The sequence below is a fragment of the Jannaschia sp. S6380 genome, from assembly GCF_023015695.1.
Taxonomy (GTDB): domain Bacteria; phylum Pseudomonadota; class Alphaproteobacteria; order Rhodobacterales; family Rhodobacteraceae; genus Jannaschia.
Genome location: NZ_JALKAS010000001.1, coordinates 1140763 through 1161168, shown reverse-complemented (window position 1 = coordinate 1161168; position 20406 = coordinate 1140763). Strand labels below are relative to the sequence as shown.

Below are 20406 nucleotides of genomic sequence, written 5' to 3'. Positions count from 1 at the left end.
GGGTCGTTTTTCGGAGGACGGCATGGGACTGGAACGTCACGATTATCCGGTGGTTCCGCGGGGACGCGGGGCGCGGTCCAACGCCAACGGCCGATACGAGCGTCACACGCGCGACGCGCCCCTTCCCGAACGTATAGCGACCGAAGTCCGGGAGGAGCGGGTCGGACGGGTCATCTCGACCAACAAATCGCCGGATCTGGGCTTCGACCGATCGATCAATCCCTATCGTGGCTGCGAGCATGGTTGCATCTACTGCTATGCGCGCCCCACGCATGCCTGGCTGGGCCTCTCTCCCGGCCTCGACTTCGAGACGCGGCTGATCGCGCGGCCGAATGCGGCGGCCGCGCTGCGCCGCGAGTTGTCGGCGAAGGGCTACGTCCCGAAGATGCTGGCGATCGGCACCAATACCGACCCCTATCAGCCCATCGAGCGCGATCGCGGGATCATGCGGGGCCTGCTGGAGGTGTTGCGCGACCATGCCCATCCCGTCGGGATCACGACCAAGGGCACGATGGTCGAGCGCGACATCGACATCCTGACCGAGATGGGGCCGGAACTTTGCCGCGTGGGCCTGTCGGTCACGACGCTGGACGACGCGCTGGCCCGCAAGCTGGAGCCGCGCGTGCCCGTACCATCGCGCCGCCTGCGCGCGATCGAGCGGCTGGCCGAGGCAGGGGTGACGGTGCGGGTCATGGTTTCGCCCACCATTCCGGGGCTGACCGATCACGAGGTCGAGGCGATCCTGGCAGCCGCGCGCGATGCCGGCGCGCAGGCGGCCAGCATGATCCCGCTGCGCCTGCCGCTGGAGGTCGCGCCGCTGTTCGAGGAATGGCTGCGCGCGCATTTGCCGGACCGTGCGCGAAAGGTGCTGAACCGCGTTCGCGAGTTCCACGGCGGCAAGCTCTATGACGCAGGCTTCGGGCACCGGATGCGCGGGCGCGGCGTGCATGCGGATCTGCTGCAGCGCCGTTTCGACCGGGCCTGCACCTCGCTGGGCCTCGCTCGGCGGCTTCCGCCGTTGCGGACCGACCTGTTCGCGGTGCCGGGTGCGCAGATGTCGCTGTTCTGACGCGCCTGCGCAGCCGCCCCCACCGATCGCGACCCCTGTCACGAGGCCGGTCGCAGAAGCCGGGCCGACAGCGCCACGTGGTCCGAGCCGTGCCGCCCCGCCCGCTCGACCTCGGCCGTCCAGTTCCGCGGGATCAGGACGTGGTCGATCGGCAGCGGTGCCAACCCGTCCATTAGCGAAAGCGTCACGCGAAGCCCGGGCGCCACGTCGGCATCGGCCGCCCGGGCCACGCGGGCAACGGCATCGGACCAGGGCATCTGGTTGAAATCGCCCGCAACGACGAGCGGCCGGGGCAGGGCACGAATTGCGGGGACCAGGCGCACGATCTGACGCGATTGCCTGTCGCCCCGCGCGGGCCAGGGCCAATGCAGGTGAAGCGAAAGCACCGTCACCGGCCCGCCAGGCGCGGCGACCTGCATCCAGGCGTGACCGTCGTTCAGGCACCCATCGGACAGGCGTTGCAGCCGGCTGGCGATGGCGGTGCCGCCGCAGGTCCGCAGCACCCATTCCGCGGGCAGGTCGGCGAGATCGGACGCGGCGCCCTGCACTTCCTGAAGGGTGACGACATCGTGACCCGCCACGCGAGCGGGCAACCCGGGCGCATCGTTTTCGATGGAGAGGTTGTGCTGCAACAAGCGCAGGGTGTTGCGACCCTCGGGGTCGGATCCGATCGCGGCTGCGGCCACCGGCAGCAGGCCCGCGACACCGATCGCGCCGATGGCAAGGCGCGGAACGGGGCCGAGGCGCAGCAACGCCGCGAGCGCCAGCAGGCCCAACCCGGCATAGGGCATCGCGATGCCAAGGCTGTCGAAGGCGGGGTGAAGATGGCCGGTCAGGCCGCCCAGGACGCAAAGCGCCGCAAGCCCCGCGATGACGAGCCCGATGGTTCGCATCATGTCCGCGCGCGCCGCCGCCGGTTGCCGGAGCGGTCCCGCGTCGGCGCGCGCCCGTCCGTGCCGTCGCTGTCCGACGAGAACGCGCCCAGCCGCGCCACCACGTCGTCCAGGTCGGGCGCCCCGCCGGCCGGCCGCGTCTCCAGCGCGGTGCGCATCGCGCGCAGATGCTCCGGCGTGGTGCCGCAGCAGCCGCCGATGATCGTGGCACCCGCATCGCGGGCCAGCACGGCATAGTGGGCCATCAGGTCCGGCGTGCCGTCATAGTGGATGTGCCCGTCCACGTATTTCGGAATGCCCGCGTTGCCCTTGGCGATCAGCGGGCGGTCGGTCGCGCCGAACCCCATGATCGTGCGGATCAGGTCGGATGCGCCGGTCCCGCAATTCGCGCCGTAGGCGACCGGCTTGTGGTCCAGCTTGCCGATCAGGCGCGTCATCGCCTCGGACGTGGTGCCCATCATCGTCCGGCCGGCGGTGTCGAAGCTCATGGTGACGCACCAGGGCATGTCGGCCAGGGCCGCGGCCTCGGCGGCGGCGCGCAGCTCCTCGGGCGCGCTGATCGTCTCGACCCAAAGGACATCGGCGCCGCCCGCCTTCAGACCGTCGGCCTGCTGGTGGAAGATCTCGACCGCGGCTTCGTGGGTCAGCGGCCCCATCGGCGCCATGATCTCGCCCGTCGGGCCCATGGATCCCGCGACGATCACCGGCCGGCCGGCGCCATCGGCGATCTCCCGGCCGATCTCGGCACCCATCCGGCTCAGCTCGCCCGCCCGGGCCTCGGCCCCGTGCAGCTTCAGACGCGCGGCGTTGCCGCCGAAGGTGTTCGTCAGGAACAGGTCGGACCCGGCCTCGACCGCGCCACGGTAGAGCGCGCGCACCTTGTCCGTCTCGGTCTCGTTCCAGAGTTCGGGCGCATCGCCCGACATCAGGCCCATGTTGAACAGCGTCGTCCCGGTGGCCCCGTCGGCCAGCAGCCAGTCGCGGGTTCGCAGGAGGTCGGTCAGGGCATCGGGCATCCGTCATCTCCGCCGGGCAAGGTCGGACCTTTTCGCGCACCGGGCCCGGGCGCGCAAACGCATTTCATTCATCTGGAAGATTAGTGCCGCGCATGTCGGCGCGACGGGTCGGACCGCTCGCCGCGGGACAGGCGGCCCGACATGCGGTCAGTCGCGCAATTCGTTCATGACCTGCTCCTTGGCCTCGATCATCAGCGCGTCCATCTTCGCGCGGATCTCGGCGGCCGGGACCTTTTCGCCCAGGTCGCCGGACACCTTGCGCATCACGTCCTCGTCGCCGGCTTCCTCGAAATCGGAACGCACGACCTCCTTGGCGTATTTGGACTTGGCCTCGCCCTCCTTGCCCAGGATCTCGGCCGCCCATTCGCCCAGCAGGCGGTTGCGCCGCGCCTCGACCTTGAACTGAAGCTCGGCATCATGGGCGAACTTGCTCTCGAAACTCTTCTTGCGGTCGTCGAAGCTGGCCATCGCGGTCCCTTTCCGTGTTGCGTCCGCTACCGATATGCGCAGGCCGGCCGCCCCCCGCAAGCCGCTTCGCTTGGCAAAGCCGCGCCGGTCGCTTATGTGCGCACGAACCGCACCCGCCCCCCGGAGAGAGCATGGCCCGTCGCAAGAAGGTCTACGAAGGCAAGGCCAAGATCCTGTACGAAGGCCCCGAGCCGGGAACCCTCGTCCAGTATTTCAAGGACGACGCGACCGCCTTCAACGCGCAGAAGAAGGATGTGATCGACGGCAAGGGCGTGCTCAACAACCGCCTGTCGGAGTTCTTCATGGTCGGGCTGGGCCAGATCGGAGTGCCGACGCATTTCATCAAGCGGCTGAACATGCGCGAACAGCTGATCCGCCAGGTCGAGATCATCCCGTTGGAGGTGATCGTGCGCAACGTGGCCGCCGGGACCCTGTCCGCGCGGCTGGGCATCGAGGAGGGGACGCCGCTGCCCCGCCCGATCATCGAATTCTGCTACAAGGACGACAAGCTGGGCGACCCCCTGGTCGCCGAGGAACATATCCTGGCCTTCGGCTGGGCCACGCAGCAGGATCTCGACGACATCATCGCGCTGTCGCTCAGGGTCAACGACTTCATGACCGGCTGCATGCTGGCCGTCGGCATCAAGCTGGTGGATTTCAAGATCGAGATCGGCCGCGTCTGGGACAACGACTATCAGCGCCTGATCCTCGCCGACGAGATCAGCCCCGATTCGTGCCGACTGTGGGATATCGAAACCGGCAAGAAGCTGGACAAGGACGTGTTCCGCCGCGATCTGGGATCGCTCGCCGACGCCTATACCGAAGTGGCGCGCCGGTTGGGCGTGTTGCCGACCAATTCGGGGCCGGTCACGCGTCCGACCCTCATCAATTAGCGACGAACGCCGCGATCCGACCGCATTGTCGCCCCGCTGTCGCCCGCGAAGGGCGGCAACCTTCGATTCCGAGAGGTTCGAGGGCGGAGTCCAATCATGTTGCATCGCGACGATTTCGGCCGCGCTACGGGTACGGCGCTAGTGGACGCAAACGACATGTTGCGCCGCATGCTGCGCGCACAGGGGGATGACGGTCTGTCGCCACGACGTATCGATTTCGGCTTTCGCCGTGCCCGGCTGTTCGCGTCCAAGCCGGCGGATCTCGCGGCGAAGATCGAAGAACTCGGCTTGACGAAGCTGCCCGCCTCGGTGACCACGGGGGCCGAAGGGGACCTCGTGATGACGATCGAGGCCAGCCCCTACGCCGCCGATTTCGACAGGCTCGACGCGGTGTTGACGGATTTGGCCGCGGGATGCGGCTGGCGCAACGAAGGGTGGTCGTCCGTCGTTCGCGAAACCATCTGAGCGACCCGGGGGACGATGGCGATGAAGGCACGTGTGACGGTGATGCTGAAGGACGGCGTTCTGGACCCGCAGGGCGAGGCGGTGCGGCATGCGTTGGGCGCGATGGGCTTCGACGGTGTCGAGGGCGTCCGCCAGGGCAAGTTGATCGAGCTGGACCTGGCCCAGGGCACGACCGAGGCGGACGTGACCGCCATGTGCGAAAAGCTGCTCGCCAATACCGTGATCGAGAGCTACCGCATCGAGATGTAGGGAGTGCCGGCCCCGCATGATCGCGATGCGCGCCGCGGGAACGCGAGGCGCCCTTGTCGCGTTGATACCTCAGACCAACCTGCAACAGGAGGCATGCGATGAATTGGGATCAAGTCAAAGGCAATTGGAAGCAGTTTTCCGGTCAGGCCAAACAGCAGTGGGGCGAACTCACGGACGACGACCTGCAACAGGCTGAAGGCGATCGTGAGGTCCTCGAGGGCAAGATCCAGGAACGCTACGGCGACGACAAGGAGACCGCGAAGCGGAAGGTCGATCAATGGATCGACTCGCTCTGAGCTGACGCGCTGCCACGCGAGGCTCCGGCCCGTCCCTCCGGGGGCGGGCCGTTTTCGTCAGGGCAGGTCCTTCTGGAAATAGACCCGATCGAACTCGTCCTCCTGTCGTCGTTCGGTCTCCCGATAGCCCAGCCGGGGGTAAAGCCGCAGGTTCGCCGACATTCTGGCGTTGGTATAAAGGCGGACGGACTGCAGGCCTTCGCGTTCAGCGGCCACCTCGCAATGTGCGACAAGCGCGCGGCCGATGCCCCGCCCCTGCGCCACCGGATCGACGCCCACGCTCTCCAGAAGCATGTGATCGCACCGCCGGACATAGACAACGAACCCCGCCACGCCGCTCGCGTCTCGGGCCACATGGACGGCACGTGACGCGATCAGCCCGGCGAAATCGGCGTCCATCGGTGCCGGCCGTCGCCCGATCACGGGGATATAGCCGGCATAGGCGGCCTCGGCACAGGCGCGCACCGCCGACAGGTCGGACGGCCCGGCCACCTCGATCCGGATCATCGGTTGCCGCATATTCTGTCCATCCGGATATCTTCGACCGCCTCGGCGCGCTTTACAATCGCCGCGCGCCCGGCATCCTGCGTCGCAGCCGGAGGAGAGATCATGCGCGCAGCCGTCCTGCACACCTATCGCGAGCCGTTGACCGTCGAGGACGTGCCCGAGCCCGACTGCCCGTCCGACGGGGTCGTCCTGCGCGTGGCGGCCTGCGGCATCTGCCGGTCTGACTGGCATGGCTGGACAGGCGAGAACCCCCGGGTGAAGCCGGGCCAGATCGGCGGCCACGAATATTGCGGCGAAGTGGTCGAGGCCGGCCCCGACGCGCAGTTCGCCAAGGGCGACGTTCTGGTCGCGCCGTTCATCCTGGCCTGCGGGACATGCGCCGCCTGCCGGTCCGGCCACCAAAACACCTGTCCCGACCAACGCCTTCCGGGCTTCAGCGAGCCAGGCGCCTTTGCCGAGTACGTGGCCGTCCCGCGCGATCACAACCTGGCGCGTTTGCCCGACGGGCTTTCCCCCACGATCGCGGCCAGTCTTGGCTGCCGCGTCACGACGTCCTGGCACGCGCTGACGGGCCGTGCGGCCCTGCGGGCCGGCGAATGGCTGGCGGTTCACGGGACGGGCGGTGTCGGCCTGTCCGCGGCGCTGCTGGGCCGGGCGCTCGGCGCGCATGTGGTCGTCGTCGACGTCGTGCAGGAGAAGCTGGACCACGCGCTGTCGCTGGGTGTCGACGCGGCCGTCATGGCAGGCCCCGACACTGCGGCGGAGATCCGCGAGATCACCGATGGCGGCGCCCATGTCAGCGTCGAGGCGCTGGGCATTCCCGTCACGGTCGAGGCGTCGCTGCGCTGCCTGCGACCGCTCGGCCGGCATGTCCAGGTCGGCATGCCCGTCGGACGGCATGCAAGGATGGAAGTGGACATGAACGTCGTCTATGCCGGCAATCTCGCGCTTTACGGGACGCGCGGCATGCCGTCCTGGCGGTATCCATCGCTCCTCGGCTTGATCACGCGGGGTGTGGTCGATATGTCCCCGCTCATCGCCCGCGAGGTGGCGCTGTCGGACGTGTCCGGCGAATTGGCGGCCTTCGACGGGCCGACCCCGCCCGGCGTGGCGGTCATCACGGATTTCTCGCGTTAGGACCCCGCCATGCAAGCTGCCGTCCTCGTCTTCCCCGGCTCGAACTGCGACCGGGACCTTGCCGTCGCGTTCCGCGGGGCCGGGTTCGACGTCACGATGGTCTGGCACAAGGACACGGACCTGCCCGAGGGCACCGACGTGGTCGGCGTGCCCGGCGGGTTCAGCTATGGCGACTACCTGCGCTGCGGCGCGATCGCGGCCCGTTCGCCGATCGCGCGCGCGCTGGTCGCGCATGCGGATCGTGGCGGCTACGTCTTCGCGCCCTGCAACGGCTTCCAGATCCTGTGCGAGGCCGGCATGTTGCCCGGGGCATTGCTGCGCAACGGCGGGCTGAAATACATCTGCCAGACGGTGCCCCTGCGGGTGGAGGAGACCGAGAGCGCCTTCACCGCCGCCTATGACCTGGGCCAGACCATCGACATCCCGATCGCCCATCACGACGGCAACTACACCGCCGATGACGAGACGTTGCGCCGTCTGAACGGCGAGAATCTCGTGGCGTTCCGCTACGTGTCGACGCCCAACGGGTCGACGGACGGGATCGCGGGGGTGCTGTCGGCGAACCGGCGGGTGCTGGGCATGATGCCCCATCCCGAACGCGCGGCCGAACCGCTGCACGGCGGGACCGACGGCGCGGCTCTGTTCCGGGGGCTGGCGCAGGCCCTCGTTTCGGCCTGATCCCGCCGGCAGGCCCCAATGGCGCAAGGCGTGCGCCCGCCGATGCCGCGGCCGCATCCTTGAGGGATGGTCGGCTGCTGGTTACAGACGTTTCATGTCCTTGCGCGACCTGATCCGACTGCGGCCCGCCGCGCCGACGACCCCGGGCGGCACCGGCGCCGAGCGCGTGATGCCGCGGCTGTCCTGGACCGTGCGGGTCGGCATCGTCGCGATGATCGTCGCCGCAGGCGTCGCGATCTGGGTTGCCAACAGCCTGCTGACCGAACGCTTCGTCGAGACGACCCGCCAGCGGGCGGAACTGCGACAGTCGCTCTATGCCGGGGCGATCCTGTCGGAGCTGCAGCGCAATTCGGTCGTGCCCCTGCTGCTGTCGCGCGATCCGACCCTGATCCAGGCGTTGAACGCGCGCGATTTCTCGGCCTCCAGCCAGCGGCTGATCTCCTACGTCGACGAGATCGGCGCGGCCTCGATCCGGCTGATGGACATGGATGGCCGCACCGTCGCCGCCACCGACCGGGAGGAGTTGGGCAAGAACTACGGCGAAACCCCCTTCTTCACCGAGGCGGTGGATACGACGGACACCGTCTTCACGATCTTTCCCGACAGGACAGGCGCTTACGAGGCGAGCTTCAGTCGCGTCGTGCAGGACGGCGCGCGCCAGCTGGGCGTGCTGCAGGTGCAGGTGAACCTGTCGCAGTTCGAGAGCCGCTGGCGCGGCACGACGGCCGCCGTGGCCGTCACCGATGCGAGCGGGATCGTCATCCTGTCGACCGAACCGCGCTGGCGCGGCCAGCCGCTGGAGGACGCGATCGAGGCCACGTCGGTGCCGTCCGCGCTGGAGCGTGCGCTGGCGACGACCGGCGCGTTCGGCCCCGGGATCGAGGAGGGCTACCTGGCCGGCTCGGCCCTGATCCAGATGGAAACGCGCGTGCCGTTCCGCGGCTGGCGCTTGGTCAGTTTCACCAGCTACGAATCGGTGCGCGAACGGGTGAACGGCGTCTTGGCGCTGATCATCATGGGTTTCGCGCTGCTGCTGGCGCTGGGGTTCTACCTGCTGAACCGGCGGTCGCAGCTACGCTCGCTGCTGTTTCAACGCGAATCGGTGGAACTGCGGCGGCTGAACGACCGGCTGTCGAGTGAGATCGCCGAGCGCAAGCGCGTGCAGGAGGAGCTGAAGGAGACCGAGCAGTCGCTGGCGCAGTCGTCCAAGCTGGCCGCGCTGGGCGAGATGTCGGCCGCCGTCAGCCACGAGTTGAACCAGCCCCTGGCCGCAATGAAGACCTATCTGGCCGGCGCGCGCCTTCTGCTGCAGCGGCGCCGGTCGGACGAGGCCCTGTCGAGCTTCCAACGCATCGACGACCTGATCGACCGGATGGGCGCGATTACGAGGCAGCTAAAATCCTATGCCCGCAAGGGCGATGCGGCGTTCGAGGCGGTCGACGTGCGGCACGCCCTGTCGGCGGCGCTGACCCTGATGGAGCCACAGCTGCGGCAGGAGACCGTGCGTCTCAGCCAGATCATCCCCGACACGCCGGTCATGGTGATGGTCGATCGCTTGCGGCTGGAACAGGTCATCATCAACCTGGTGCGCAACGCGCTCGACGCGATGCAGGGGGCGGAGGAAAAGGAGCTCGACATCCTGCTGACGGCGGGCGAGGAGGTTTCGCTCTCGGTGCGCGACACGGGCCACGGCCTGAAGGACCCCGAAAAGCTGTTCGAACCGTTCTACACCACCAAGAAGCCGGGTGAGGGCGTCGGCCTGGGGCTGGCCATCTCCTCGGGGATCATCAATGACATGGGTGGGCGGTTGACCGCCCGGAACGCAATACGCGGCGGGGCGGTCTTTGAAGTCCGGCTGCCCGCGATAGACATAGCCCTCGACGCAGCCGAGTAGGAAGCACATGGCCGAGCAGACCAGGATCGCGATCGTCGACGACGAAACGGACATGCGGCAGTCGATCAGCCAGTGGCTGGCCTTGTCGGGCTTCGCCACCGAAACCTACGGCAGTGCCGAGGAGGCGCTCAAGAAGATCACGTCTGACTATCCGGGTGTCGTTATCTCGGACATCCGCATGCCGGGCATGGACGGGATGCAGTTCCTCAAGCGCCTGATGAGCGCGGACAGCAGCCTGCCGGTCATCATGATCACGGGGCATGGCGACGTGCCGATGGCGGTCGAGGCGATGCAGCTGGGTGCCTACGACTTCATGGAGAAGCCGTTCAACCCCGACCGCCTGACCGATCTCGCGCGCCGTGCCGCGCAGGCGCGCAAGCTGACGCTGGACAACCGGGCCCTGCGGCGCGAGCTGTCGGACGGGACCGTCCTGATGCGCAAGCTGATCGGGACGTCCCCGGCGATGGAGCGTCTTCGCGAGGACATCCTGGACCTGGGCCAGGCGGACACCCACGTGCTGATCGACGGCGAGACCGGCACCGGCAAGACGCTGGTCGCGCACGCGCTGCACGCCGTGGGCCCCCGTGCGGGGAAGACCTTCGCGTTGACCTCCTGCGCGGCGTTGGGCGAGGAGGAACTGGGCGCCAAGCTGTTCGGCCCCGTGACCGAAGGCGGCCTGCCGCTGGTCGAGGAAGCGCGCGGCGGGACGCTCGTGCTCGAGGATATCGAAGCGTTGCCGCTGGCGTTGCAGGCGCGGCTCCTGACGTTCATCAACGATCAGGGCACCCCGGCCGAGACGCGGATCGTGGCGATCCACAACGGCTCCGACCCCGAGAAGACGCTGGAGGACGCGCTTCGGCCGGACCTGTTCTTCCGGCTGGCGGCGATGAAGCTGGTCCTGCCGCCCCTGCGCAACCGGGGCGAGGACGTGCTGACGCTGTTCACGCATTTCGCCGAGAGCTTCGGCGAGGAATACGGCGCGACGCCGCCCCAGCTCTCCGCGCAGGAGGCCGCGCAACTGCTGCAGGCGCCCTGGCCGGGCAACGTACGGCAGTTGATCAACCTGGCCGAACGCGCGGTGCTGCAGCAGCGCCGGGGGACGGGCTCGATCTCGTCGCTTCTGATGTCCGATACGCAGGAGCAGGGCGAGACCGTCCAGGTCACGACCGAGGGCAAGCCGCTGAAGGAATATGTCGAGGCGTTCGAGCGGATGCTGATCGACAACACCATGCGCCGTCATCGCGGATCCATCGCCGGCGTCATGGAGGAGTTGTCCCTGCCGCGCCGGACCTTGAACGAGAAGATGGCGAAATACGGGTTGAGCCGGTCGAACTACCTCTGACCGGCGGGGGGTGGATTTGTCCGACGGGGGCGTGCACCGGATCGTCAGCCTGAACGCCTGGGGCGGACGCTGCTGGCCCGCGCTGCAGGGTTGGATCACGTCCGAACGCCCCGACATCCTTTGCCTGCAGGAAGTGACGCGGGCCCCGCGCAAGTCGCCGCCCTGGCTGCGCTATGTCGATCCCTTTCGCCAGCTCGACCAGCGGTCGGACCTGTTCGCCGACATCTCGGCCTGCCTGCCCGGACACCAGCCCTGGTTCGCGGGCGCGGCCCGCGGCCCGCTGACCGACGTGAACGGGCGGCAATGGCGGTCCGAGCACGGCATCGCCTGCTGGGTCGCCCCGCATCTGGCCGTGACCGAGCGCATGCAGGGCTTCGTCCACGGCCGCTTTCGCCGCGACGGCTGGGGGCCGGAGCCGGTGCCCCGCGCGATGCAGGTCATGCGTGTCGAGGACCCGGCCACCGGCCAGACGCTGGTCGTGGGCCACCTGCACGGGCTTCGCGACCCTGACGGCAAGGGCGACACCCCGGCGCGGGGGGCGCAGGCCCGGCGTATCCGCGCGATGTTGGACGGGTTGGCCGGACAGGGCGAGGGCGTCGTGCTGGCCGGCGACCTGAACGTGCTTCCGGGGTCCGAGACCTTCGACATCCTGGCCGAGGCCGGGCTTCGCGACCTCGTGGTCGAGAACGGCATCACGGACACGCGGACCGACCTTTACGAAGGCGCGGCGCGGCATGCGGACTACGTCCTGGTCAACGACCGCGTCTCCGTCGCCGGGTTCGACGTGCCGGCGCGACCGCTCCTGTCGGACCACCGACCGCTGATCCTGTCGGTCGACACCGGCTGAGCCGGCCATCGAACCGGATCGGCCATTGCCATCCGGGCCGGATTGTCACACATAGGTCGCACGGTCGTGCCGCCGGAAGGTCGGCGGTCGGGACCGGTTAGGATTCTTTCCCGTGCATCCATCGGCGCCGAACACGGTCCGCGCATCGGGGAAAGTTTGCGGGACGGCCTCGCGCCTCCCGGAGAGACGTCCGGACACACGACACCGGACAGTGAACGGACCCGCCGCGGGGCCCCGGACGGGGCACGGCGCGCGGATCGAACTGAGAGCCGCGATGACGCAGGACATGACAGCGACGGACGGGACGCGGCCAGGCCGCCCCGCTGACCTGTCGCCTGCGCGCGCCCCATCAAGACGACATGCCAGACGCGCGCCCCCCGGGGCACGGGTCCGCTGTCGCGGAAAGCAAAATGGCGAAGAAAATGCTGATCGACGCCACCCACCCGGAAGAGACCCGGGTCGTGGTGGCAGACGGAAACAAGGTTGAGGAGTTCGACTTCGAGAGCCTGAACAGGCGACAGCTTGCAGGCAATATCTATCTGGCGAAGGTGACGCGCGTGGAGCCGTCGCTGCAGGCCGCGTTCGTCGACTATGGCGGGAACCGTCACGGCTTTCTGGCCTTCTCGGAAATCCATCCCGACTACTACCAGATCCCCAAGGCCGATCGTGACGCGATCCTGGCCGAGGAGCGCGCGCTCGCCCGCGATCAGGAGGATGCCGACGACGCCGAAGCCGAGGCCGACGAAGCCGCGGACGCCGAGGCCGACGCCGAATCCGGAAACGAAGAGGCGAAACCCAAAAAGTCCCGTTCGCGCAGCCGGTCGCGTTCGCGCTCGCGTAAGAAGTCGGAAACGCCCGAATCCGCCGATGCATCCGCCGACGAAAGCGCGACCGATAACGGCGACGGATCGGACGCCCCGGCGCCGTCGCCGGAGGAGGAACCCTCGGCCAAGGCCGCGATCGCCGCGGACGAGGTGCAGGACGAGGGCGTCGTGAGCGGCAGCGCCGCCGAGCTTTCCGAGGCGGCCGCCGCCCCCTCGGGTAGCGAGGACGCGGGCGATGAAAGCGAAGACGATGGCGGTCCCGCCCGGACCATCGCGGAAAGTGCCGGCCTGGAAGACGAGACCGTCAGCGACGACAAGGGTGCCAGCGCCACCGAGGCCACGCCCGACGCCGATCCTGCCGTCCAGTCCGAAGGAACCGAGGGCGCCAGCGAGGTCGAGGCCCTGCCCGAGCCGATGGGAATGGAGACGGTCGATCTGGGATCGGACAGCACCGTCGAAACCCCGGTCGAGGACGCCCCGTCCGAGTCCGCGCCCAGGAAATCCCGTTCGCGCAGCCGCAAGAAGCCGGCCGAACCGGCCGAGAAGGATTCCGCCGTCGAGACCGTGGCCGACGACGACACCGCCGAAGACATCCGCCCGGCCCGGCCGACGCGGACGCGCGCGCGCAAGTATAAGATCCAGGAGGTCGTGAAGGTCCGCCAGATCATGCTGGTGCAGGTCGTCAAGGAGGAGCGCGGTAACAAGGGCGCCGCGCTGACGACGTATCTGTCGCTGGCCGGCCGGTACTGCGTGCTGATGCCCAACACCGCGCGGGGCGGCGGGATCAGCCGCAAGATCACCAACGCCGCCGACCGCAAGAAGCTCAAGGAGATCGCGTCCGAGATCGACGTGCCGCAGGGCGCGGGCCTGATCGTGCGGACCGCGGGCGCCAAGCGTACCAAGACCGAGATCAAGCGCGACTATGAATACCTTCAGCGCCAGTGGGAACAGGTGCGCGAACTGACGCTCAAGTCGATTGCGCCCGCGCCGATCTACGAGGAGGGGAACCTCATCCACCGCTCGATCCGCGACCTCTACAATCGCGACATCGACGAGGTGATCGTCGAGGGCGAGGCCGGGTATCGCGACGCCAAGGACTACATGAAGCTGATCATGCCGTCGCATGCGAAGAACGTGAAGCAGCACCCGACCGGCGGGCAGCCGCTCTTCGCCAAGCACGGCGTCGAGAGCTATCTGGCGGCGATGTTCAATCCGACGGTGCAGCTGCCGTCCGGCGGCTATATCGTCATCGGCATTACCGAGGCGCTGGTTGCGGTCGACGTGAACTCGGGCAAGGCCACCAAGGAAGGCTCGATCGAGGAGACGGCGACCAAGACCAACTTGGAAGCCGCCGACGAGGTGGCGCGCCAGATGCGCCTGCGCGACCTGGCCGGGCTGATCGTCATCGACTTTATCGACATGGACGAGCGCAAGAACAACGCCGCCGTCGAGAAGCGCCTGAAAGACGCGCTGAAGAACGACCGCGCCCGCATCCAGGTGGGCCGGATCTCGGGCTTCGGCCTCCTGGAGATGTCGCGCCAGCGGCTGCGCCCCGGAATGCTGGAGGCGACGACGCAGGCCTGTCCGCATTGCCATGGAACGGGCCTGATCCGGTCCGACGATTCCGTCGCGTTGCAGATCCTGCGTGCGATCGAGGAGGAAGGCGTCAAGAAGCGCTCCCGCGAAGTGCTGCTGAAGGTCCCGGTCGACATCTGCAACTATCTGATGAACGAGAAGCGCGAGCATCTCGCAGCGATCGAGGCGCGCTACGACATGGCCGTGCGCGTGGTGGCCGAGCCGTCGATGGTCGCGCCCGACTACGCCATCGAGAAGTTCAAGACGGCCACCCGCATTGTGCCGAAGCCTTCGAACGTGATTCAGATGGACACGTCCTGGACCTCGGCCGAGGACGAGGCGGACGACGCCGATGGCGATGTGATCGAGGACGAGGCGCCTGCCGCGAACGACGCCGATCAGGGCGGCGAGGTCCGGGCCGAGCGCCATGGCGGAGATGACGGCGCGCCGAAGAAGAAGCGCCGCCGCCGGTCGCGCCGCAAGAAGGGCGGAAACGGCGACGACGCGACGCAGGATCGCACGGAGGACCCGAAGGCCGAGGCGGCGCAGGGCGCCGAGGTGGCCGAGCCGATCGAGGCCGGGGCCACCCAAGGGGACGTGGCGAACGCGCCCGCGGCGGAGGACGGGGCGCCCAAGTCGAAGTCCCGCTCGCGCAGCCGGTCGCGCTCAAAGAAGCCGACCACTTCGGATCAAGGCGGGGCGGCCGAGGCGGCCGACGTGCCGGAGGCCGCCCCCGATGCCGCACCCGAGGCGGCGGAGGCCCCGGCGGAGGAGACCCCGGTAGCCGAGAAGCCCAAGGCCAAGCCGCGCACCCGTGCCAAGGCACCGGCGCCGTCGACCGAACCGACAGTCGAAGACGACGCCGGCGGTTCGGGCGCGCAGGCCGAGCCGGAGCGTTCCGAGCCGGAACCCGACATGCCGGAGGTCGTTGCCGAGGCTCCGGCCAAGCCGAAACGCAAGGGCTGGTGGTCCTTCGGCGGCTGACCGACCGCCTTTCGAACCGCGGGACGGGGCGTCGCAGGGCGCCCCGTTTTCCGTTTCAGGGCCAGGTGCCGGATCGGATCCTTCGTCGGGCCCGAATTCGGCCACGCGGGCGGAACGCCACTGGCCCCGGGTCGTCCGCCACCGGACGCATTGACCCCGGCGCGCCGGCCGGGGCATCTGTGCCGCCAAGTATCGGAGGGCTGCATGGCAGGCGCAACACGGTTATCCGACCGCTCGCAGGTGGATCCGTTCATCGTGATGGATGTGATGGAAGCGGCCCGGCGCGCCGAGGCGGCGGGCCGTCGCGTCATCCACATGGAAGTGGGCCAGCCGGGCACGCCCGCCCCGACCGCCGCCCGCCACGCCCTTGCCGCCGCCATGGGGGCGGGACCGCTCGGCTATACCGTCGCGCTGGGCCTGCCGGAGCTTCGCGCGCGCATCGCACGCCTTTATCGCGACTGGTACGACGTCGATCTGGACCCGGGCCGCGTGGTGGTCACGGCCGGCTCTTCGGCCGCGTTCCTGCTGGCGTTCACGGCGCTTTTCGATGCGGGTGACCGGGTCGGCCTGGGGCTGCCGGGGTATCCGTCCTACCGCCAGATCCTGCGCGCGCTGAGCCTGCGGGACGTGGGCATCGAGACGCGGGCGGAGGATCGGTTCCAGCCGCGCGCCACTGATTTGCCGGACGATCTGGCCGGGTTGATCGTGGCCTCGCCGTCGAACCCGACGGGGACGATGCTGGATCGCGCCTCGATGGCCACCCTGATCGACGCCTGCCAGGCGCAAGGCACGGCCTTCATCTCGGACGAGATCTATCATGGCATCCAGTACGGCGACCGCGCGGTCAGTGCGCTGGAGGTGTCGGACGACGTCTACGTCGTAAACTCCTTCAGCAAGTATTTCAGCATGACCGGGTGGCGGATCGGATGGATGGTCGTGCCCGAGGGTCATGTCCGCACCTTGGAACGCCTGGCCCAGAACATGTTCATCTGCGCGCCCCACGCCTCGCAGGTCGCCGCGTTGCATGCCATGGACGCCGAGGCGGAGCTGACTGCTAACCTGTCGATCTACGCCCGCAACCGTCAGCTTATGCTGGACCGGTTGCCGGGCGCCGGTTTTCCGCGGATCGCGCCGCCGGACGGGGCCTTCTACGTTTATGCGGATGTGTCGGATTTGACCGGGGACAGTGTGGCGCTGGCGGCCGAAATCCTGGATCGCGCGGGCGTGGCCGTCACGCCGGGGGTCGATTTCGACCCGGGGCGCGGGGCTCGGACGCTGCGGTTCAGCTATGCGCGCGCGACCGAAGATATCGAGGAGGGGCTGGACCGCCTGGCCGCCTTCATGGGGTCGCGATGATCCGGCTGGCCCTGCTCCTGATTGCCTGCCTGGCCGGCGGCGCCCCTTCGGCGCATGAGTTCAACGCCCGGGCGCCCGTCCTGGGCGTGGAGGCGCGAGAGATGCGGCGCGGGGCCGAGATCGGCATCGCACTGGCCCAGCCGGTGCCTTGGCGCGTCTTCGTCGAGGTCGATCCCTGGCGGCTGATCCTGGACACGTCCGAGGTCGATTGGACCGGCCTCGACACCACCGCCTTCGCCGCGTTCGGGCCGGTACTTTCCGGCCGGATCGGGCCGGGCTGGTCGCGGCTGTCGGTCGAATTGCACGGCCCCGCACATATCGAACGGGCCTGGATGACGACCGGGGACACGCCGCGGATCAACGTCCTGCTGAGCGACGGGGCGGGGCGAACCGGGCCGCTCGTGTCGCAAGGCTGGGACCACGATCCCGAACCGGTGGAGACGGTGATCCGCCCGCGCCAGACGGGCGACGGGCCGCTCGTCATTGCGCTCGACCCAGGCCATGGCGGCGTCGACCCGGGGGCCGAGCGGGGCGGCGCGACCGAGGCGGACATGATGCTGCGCTTCGCGCGCGAGTTGGCGGAGGTGCTGCGCCGGGAGGGCCACACGGTCGTCCTGACGCGGGAGGGCGACGAGTTCGTCGGCCTGCGCGGCCGCACCTCGATCGCGCGGGCGGCGGGGGCGGACCTGATGATCTCGCTTCACGCCGATGCGGTCGAGGGCGGGGGCGCGCAGGGCGCGACGGTCTACACGCTGTCGAGCGGGAACGGCGATGCCCTGGCCGCCGAGATCGCACAACGCCATGCCCGCAGCGACCTGCTGCTGGGTGTGACGCTGCCCGAACAGGGTGACGAGATCGCGCAGATACTTGTTGAACTCGCGCGCGCGGAAACGGCGCCCCGTGCCTCCATGCTGGCGGATGCCCTGGTTACGTCGCTGGCCGCAGAGGGCGTGCGCCTTCATAAGCGACCGCGACTGGGCGGGCGCTTCACCGTCCTCAAGGCGCCCGATATCCCGTCCGTCCTGCTGGAGCTGGGCTTCATGTCCGATCCGCAGGACCTGGCCAACCTCACCTCGCCCGAATGGCGCGCGCGCATGGCCACGGCGATTGCGCGGGGTATCGAGGCCTGGGCCGAGGCCGACGCGGTCGAGGCGCTGCGCCTGCGCCGATAGTCGCGCTCCGGCCTCACGTGGAATTGAACGCGGAACCTCATCTCCGCCATGCGCGGCGGACTGCCCCGACGCCGCCATCGCTTTGACCTGCTCCGGCGGCGGGCGTATATCTCGGGCGCGGAACCACCGGGCAGGACGGACGAGATGGCGAAGACGGCGATCAGGGCGGTCGGCACGACCCTATGGAATGCTGCCACGGCGACGGGGCTGTTCCTGCTGTCGATCATGGGCGGCATCTTTTCGGCGGTCACACTGGGCGTCATCGCCGCCGCCGTGACGATCGGGGGCGTGCTGTGGATGTATGGTCGCGACCTGCCGAACCACGAGCAGCTGGCCCAGTACACGCCGCCCACGATCAGCCGGATCTATTCGAGCGAAGGTCGCCTGATGGACGAATTCGCACGGGAACGGCGTCTGTTCACGCCCGCCCAGGAGATCCCGGACCTGGTCAAGCAGGCCTTCATCTCGGCCGAGGACGGCGCCTTCTATGTCCATGCCGGCTATGACCCGATGGGCATGATCAAGGCCGCCATCGACGCCGCGCAAGGAAAGCGCCTGCGCGGCGCATCCACGATCACGCAGCAGGTGATGAAGAACTTCCTGCTGTCGTCGGACCGGTCGGCGGAACGCAAGATCAAGGAGATCATCCTCGCCTCGCGCATCGAGGAGACGCTGGACAAGGAAGCGATCCTCGAACTCTACCTCAACGAGATCTTCCTGGGGCAGAACAGCTATGGCGTGGCGGCCGCCGCGCAGACCTATTTCAACAAGACGCTGGCCGAAGTGACGCTGGAGGAAGCCGCCTATCTGGCCATCCTGCCCAAGGCGCCGTCCGACTATCATCCGGTTCGCCAAGCCGAACGCGCCATCGACCGCCGCAACAACCTCGTGTTGCGTGAGATGTTCGAGAACGGCTATATCACCCGCGCCGAGATGGAGGAGGCGCAGGCGAAGCCGCTCCTGACCGTGCAGTCCGGCCACTATCAGCCGTTCCGCGCCGCGCTGCCGCCGCGCGACTACTTCACCGACGAGATCCGGCGCCAGTTGACGCGGGACTTCGGCGAGGAGGAGTTCTTTACCCAGGGCTTCAACGTCCGCGCCACCATCGACGCCGAGATGCAGGACGTCGCCGCCCGGGCCCTGCGCAGCGCGCTGGAGCAGTACGACCGCTCGTCCGGGATCTGGCGCGGCACCGGCAAGACCATCCCGGCCGAGGCCCTTGCGGCGGAGGAGACCTGGCGCGAGGCGCTGTCGAAGGCCGACGTGGCGCGCGATATCGATCTGGACAGTCGCTGGCACCCCGCCGTGGTCCTTGACGTGGCCGACCAGACCCTGACCCTGGGCGCCGAGGACGTGGATGGGACCGTCAGCGTCCCGCGCGAAGACATCCAATGGATGCGCGGCAATTTCTTCGACAATTTCGAGCCCGGGGACGTCGTCCACGTGCGCCGCATGACCGAGGATGCCTCGGGCGACCTGATCCGCTGGTCGCTGCGACAGGTGCCCGAGGTGCAGGGCGGTTTCATGGCGATGGACGTGAACACGGGCCGTGTCCTGGCGATGCAGGGTGGCTTCAGCTATCAGCATTCGGTCTTCAACCGGGCGACGCAGGCCACGCGTCAGCCCGGGTCCAGCTTCAAGCCGTTCGTCTATGCGGCCGCGCTCGACAGCGGCTATCAGCCCAACACGATCGTCGTCGACGCCCCCATCGAGATCCGCGCGGGCGGCGAGATCTGGCGGCCGAAGAACGCGTCCAACCGCTTCTACGGTCCGGCCCCCCTGCGCACGGGGATCGAGCGGTCGCGCAACCTGATGACGGTGCGTCTGGCACAGGACGTGGGCATGGGCACCGTCGCCAGCTATGCCGAACGGTTCGGCGTCTATGACCGGATGGACGAGCTTCTGGCGAACTCTCTCGGCTCCCAGGAGACGACGCTCTACAAGATGGTCGCGGCCTACGCGATGTTCGCCAATGGCGGCGAGCGGGTGGAGCCGACGCTGGTCGACCGCATCCAGGACCGCTACGGCCGCACCGTCTACAAGCACGACCAACGCAGTTGCGAGGAATGCGAGCAGTTCGCCTCGCTCCCCGAAGGACTGGGGCCCCGCATCGTGTCGAATCGCGAACGGGTGATGAACGCCATCACCGCCTATCAGTTGACGTCGATGATGAAAGGCGTGGTCGATCGCGGCACGGCCTCGAAGACGGTGAACCTGCCGGTTCCGATCGCGGGCAAAACCGGCACGACCAACGATGCGAAGGATGTCTGGTTCGTCGGCTTCTCGTCCACCATCGTGGCGGGGTGCTATATCGGCTACGATCGCCCGCGCAGCATGGGCCGGGGAGCGTCGGGCGGCGGCATGTGCGGCCCCGTCTTCCAGGAGTTCATGCGCGAGGCGATCAAGAAATACGGCGCCGGTCCGTTCGAGGTCCCCGAAGGCGGGCATTTCGTCAAGATCGACCGCTTCACCGGCGCGCGCCTGCCCGACGACGCGTCGGGCCCCAACGTCGTGGCCGAGTATTTCCGCGATGGCGAGGACCCGTTCATCGGTCTGGGTGGCGGCACCGTCATCGACGGCGGCTTCGCCATGGCCGGGGATCTGCCGCTGTTCGGGCGTGGCGAAAGCGACGACCAGCCGGCGAGCGCGGTGCAGGTGGAGACCTCCACAGGCCGCACGGTCGTCGTGCCGGGCCGCGCCACCTTCGGCACGCTGTCCTCGGGGGGGCTGTACTGACGCCC

Annotated in this window: 18 protein-coding genes; 14 read left to right on the top strand and 4 right to left on the bottom strand. The window is 68.6% G+C overall.

Features of this window, described 5'->3' with window-relative positions:
* The first annotated feature begins 22 nt into the window (after nucleotides 1-22).
* Nucleotides 23-1069 (top strand): PA0069 family radical SAM protein, encoded by a 1047-nt coding sequence (locus MWU52_RS05980; RefSeq protein WP_246950286.1) that lies wholly within the window; start codon nucleotides 23-25, stop codon nucleotides 1067-1069.
* Between the two features lie 38 nt (nucleotides 1070-1107).
* Here MWU52_RS05980 and MWU52_RS05975 read toward each other — a convergent pair whose 3' ends face one another.
* From MWU52_RS05975 to MWU52_RS05965, 3 genes are all read right to left on the bottom strand, one after another.
* The gene (locus MWU52_RS05975; RefSeq protein WP_246950284.1) at nucleotides 1108-1965 is read right to left on the bottom strand and encodes an endonuclease/exonuclease/phosphatase family protein; all 858 of its coding nucleotides are present in this window, start codon (nucleotides 1963-1965) and stop codon (nucleotides 1108-1110) included.
* A complete protein-coding gene (gene bmt / locus MWU52_RS05970) occupies nucleotides 1962-2978 on the bottom strand; it encodes a betaine--homocysteine S-methyltransferase (RefSeq protein ID WP_246950283.1) in 1017 nt (338 codons plus the stop codon). Before bmt ends, MWU52_RS05975 begins: the two co-directional genes overlap by 4 nt.
* 147 nt (nucleotides 2979-3125) lie before the next feature.
* Nucleotides 3126-3446 (bottom strand): DUF1476 domain-containing protein, encoded by a 321-nt coding sequence (locus MWU52_RS05965; protein WP_246950282.1) that lies wholly within the window; start codon nucleotides 3444-3446, stop codon nucleotides 3126-3128.
* Between the two features lie 131 nt (nucleotides 3447-3577).
* Here MWU52_RS05965 and purC point away from each other — a divergent pair, with 131 nt between their 5' ends.
* The 4 genes from purC to MWU52_RS05945 all read left to right on the top strand — a co-directional run bounded on the left by purC (nucleotide 3578) and on the right by MWU52_RS05945 (nucleotide 5349).
* Complete coding sequence (purC, locus tag MWU52_RS05960) at nucleotides 3578-4339, top strand: phosphoribosylaminoimidazolesuccinocarboxamide synthase (RefSeq protein WP_246950281.1); 762 nt, start codon at nucleotides 3578-3580, stop codon at nucleotides 4337-4339.
* A 96-nt stretch (nucleotides 4340-4435) separates the two neighbouring features.
* Nucleotides 4436-4804, top strand: coding sequence for a hypothetical protein (locus MWU52_RS05955; protein ID WP_246950280.1), 369 nt, complete (start codon nucleotides 4436-4438; stop codon nucleotides 4802-4804).
* A gap of 21 nt (nucleotides 4805-4825) precedes the next feature.
* On the top strand, nucleotides 4826-5053 hold the full coding sequence (gene purS, locus MWU52_RS05950; RefSeq protein WP_246950279.1) for a phosphoribosylformylglycinamidine synthase subunit PurS: 228 nt from the start codon (nucleotides 4826-4828) through the stop codon (nucleotides 5051-5053).
* 98 nt (nucleotides 5054-5151) lie between these two features.
* The gene (locus MWU52_RS05945) at nucleotides 5152-5349 is read left to right on the top strand and encodes a CsbD family protein (RefSeq protein ID WP_246950278.1); all 198 of its coding nucleotides are present in this window, start codon (nucleotides 5152-5154) and stop codon (nucleotides 5347-5349) included.
* A 57-nt stretch (nucleotides 5350-5406) separates the two neighbouring features.
* Here the strand turns inward: MWU52_RS05945 and MWU52_RS05940 are convergent, their stop codons facing one another.
* Nucleotides 5407-5856 carry a GNAT family N-acetyltransferase gene (locus MWU52_RS05940; RefSeq protein WP_246950277.1) on the bottom strand — a complete coding sequence of 150 codons (450 nt, stop codon included), beginning with the start codon at nucleotides 5854-5856 and terminating at the stop codon, nucleotides 5407-5409.
* A 102-nt stretch (nucleotides 5857-5958) separates the two neighbouring features.
* Between MWU52_RS05940 and MWU52_RS05935 the strand changes: the two genes are divergently transcribed.
* The 9 genes from MWU52_RS05935 (at nucleotide 5959) to MWU52_RS05895 (ending at nucleotide 20401) form a co-directional block, all read left to right on the top strand.
* Nucleotides 5959-6993: an alcohol dehydrogenase catalytic domain-containing protein gene (locus MWU52_RS05935; protein WP_246950276.1), complete on the top strand. Its 1035-nt coding sequence runs from the start codon at nucleotides 5959-5961 to the stop codon at nucleotides 6991-6993.
* A 9-nt stretch (nucleotides 6994-7002) separates the two neighbouring features.
* Nucleotides 7003-7671, top strand: a complete 669-nt coding sequence (gene purQ, locus MWU52_RS05930; RefSeq protein WP_246950274.1) for a phosphoribosylformylglycinamidine synthase subunit PurQ — start codon at nucleotides 7003-7005, stop codon at nucleotides 7669-7671.
* A 169-nt stretch (nucleotides 7672-7840) separates the two neighbouring features.
* Nucleotides 7841-9565, top strand: coding sequence for an ATP-binding protein (locus MWU52_RS05925; protein ID WP_246952778.1), 1725 nt, complete (start codon nucleotides 7841-7843; stop codon nucleotides 9563-9565).
* Nucleotides 9566-9572: 7 nt separating this feature from the next.
* Nucleotides 9573-10907, top strand: coding sequence for a sigma-54 dependent transcriptional regulator (locus MWU52_RS05920; protein ID WP_246950272.1), 1335 nt, complete (start codon nucleotides 9573-9575; stop codon nucleotides 10905-10907).
* 16 nt (nucleotides 10908-10923) lie between these two features.
* Nucleotides 10924-11754 (top strand): endonuclease/exonuclease/phosphatase family protein, encoded by an 831-nt coding sequence (locus tag MWU52_RS05915; protein ID WP_246950270.1) that lies wholly within the window; start codon nucleotides 10924-10926, stop codon nucleotides 11752-11754.
* A 410-nt stretch (nucleotides 11755-12164) separates the two neighbouring features.
* Nucleotides 12165-15137, top strand: coding sequence for a ribonuclease E/G (locus MWU52_RS05910; RefSeq protein ID WP_246950269.1), 2973 nt, complete (start codon nucleotides 12165-12167; stop codon nucleotides 15135-15137).
* 204 nt (nucleotides 15138-15341) lie between these two features.
* On the top strand, nucleotides 15342-16493 hold the full coding sequence (locus tag MWU52_RS05905) for an aminotransferase class I/II-fold pyridoxal phosphate-dependent enzyme (RefSeq protein ID WP_246950268.1): 1152 nt from the start codon (nucleotides 15342-15344) through the stop codon (nucleotides 16491-16493).
* Entirely contained in the window at nucleotides 16490-17665 is a 1176-nt protein-coding gene (locus MWU52_RS05900; RefSeq protein ID WP_246950267.1) for an N-acetylmuramoyl-L-alanine amidase, read from the top strand. Before MWU52_RS05905 ends, MWU52_RS05900 begins: the two co-directional genes overlap by 4 nt.
* A gap of 225 nt (nucleotides 17666-17890) precedes the next feature.
* Nucleotides 17891-20401 (top strand): penicillin-binding protein 1A, encoded by a 2511-nt coding sequence (locus MWU52_RS05895; RefSeq protein ID WP_246952775.1) that lies wholly within the window; start codon nucleotides 17891-17893, stop codon nucleotides 20399-20401.
* The last annotated feature ends 5 nt before the right edge of the window (nucleotides 20402-20406 follow it).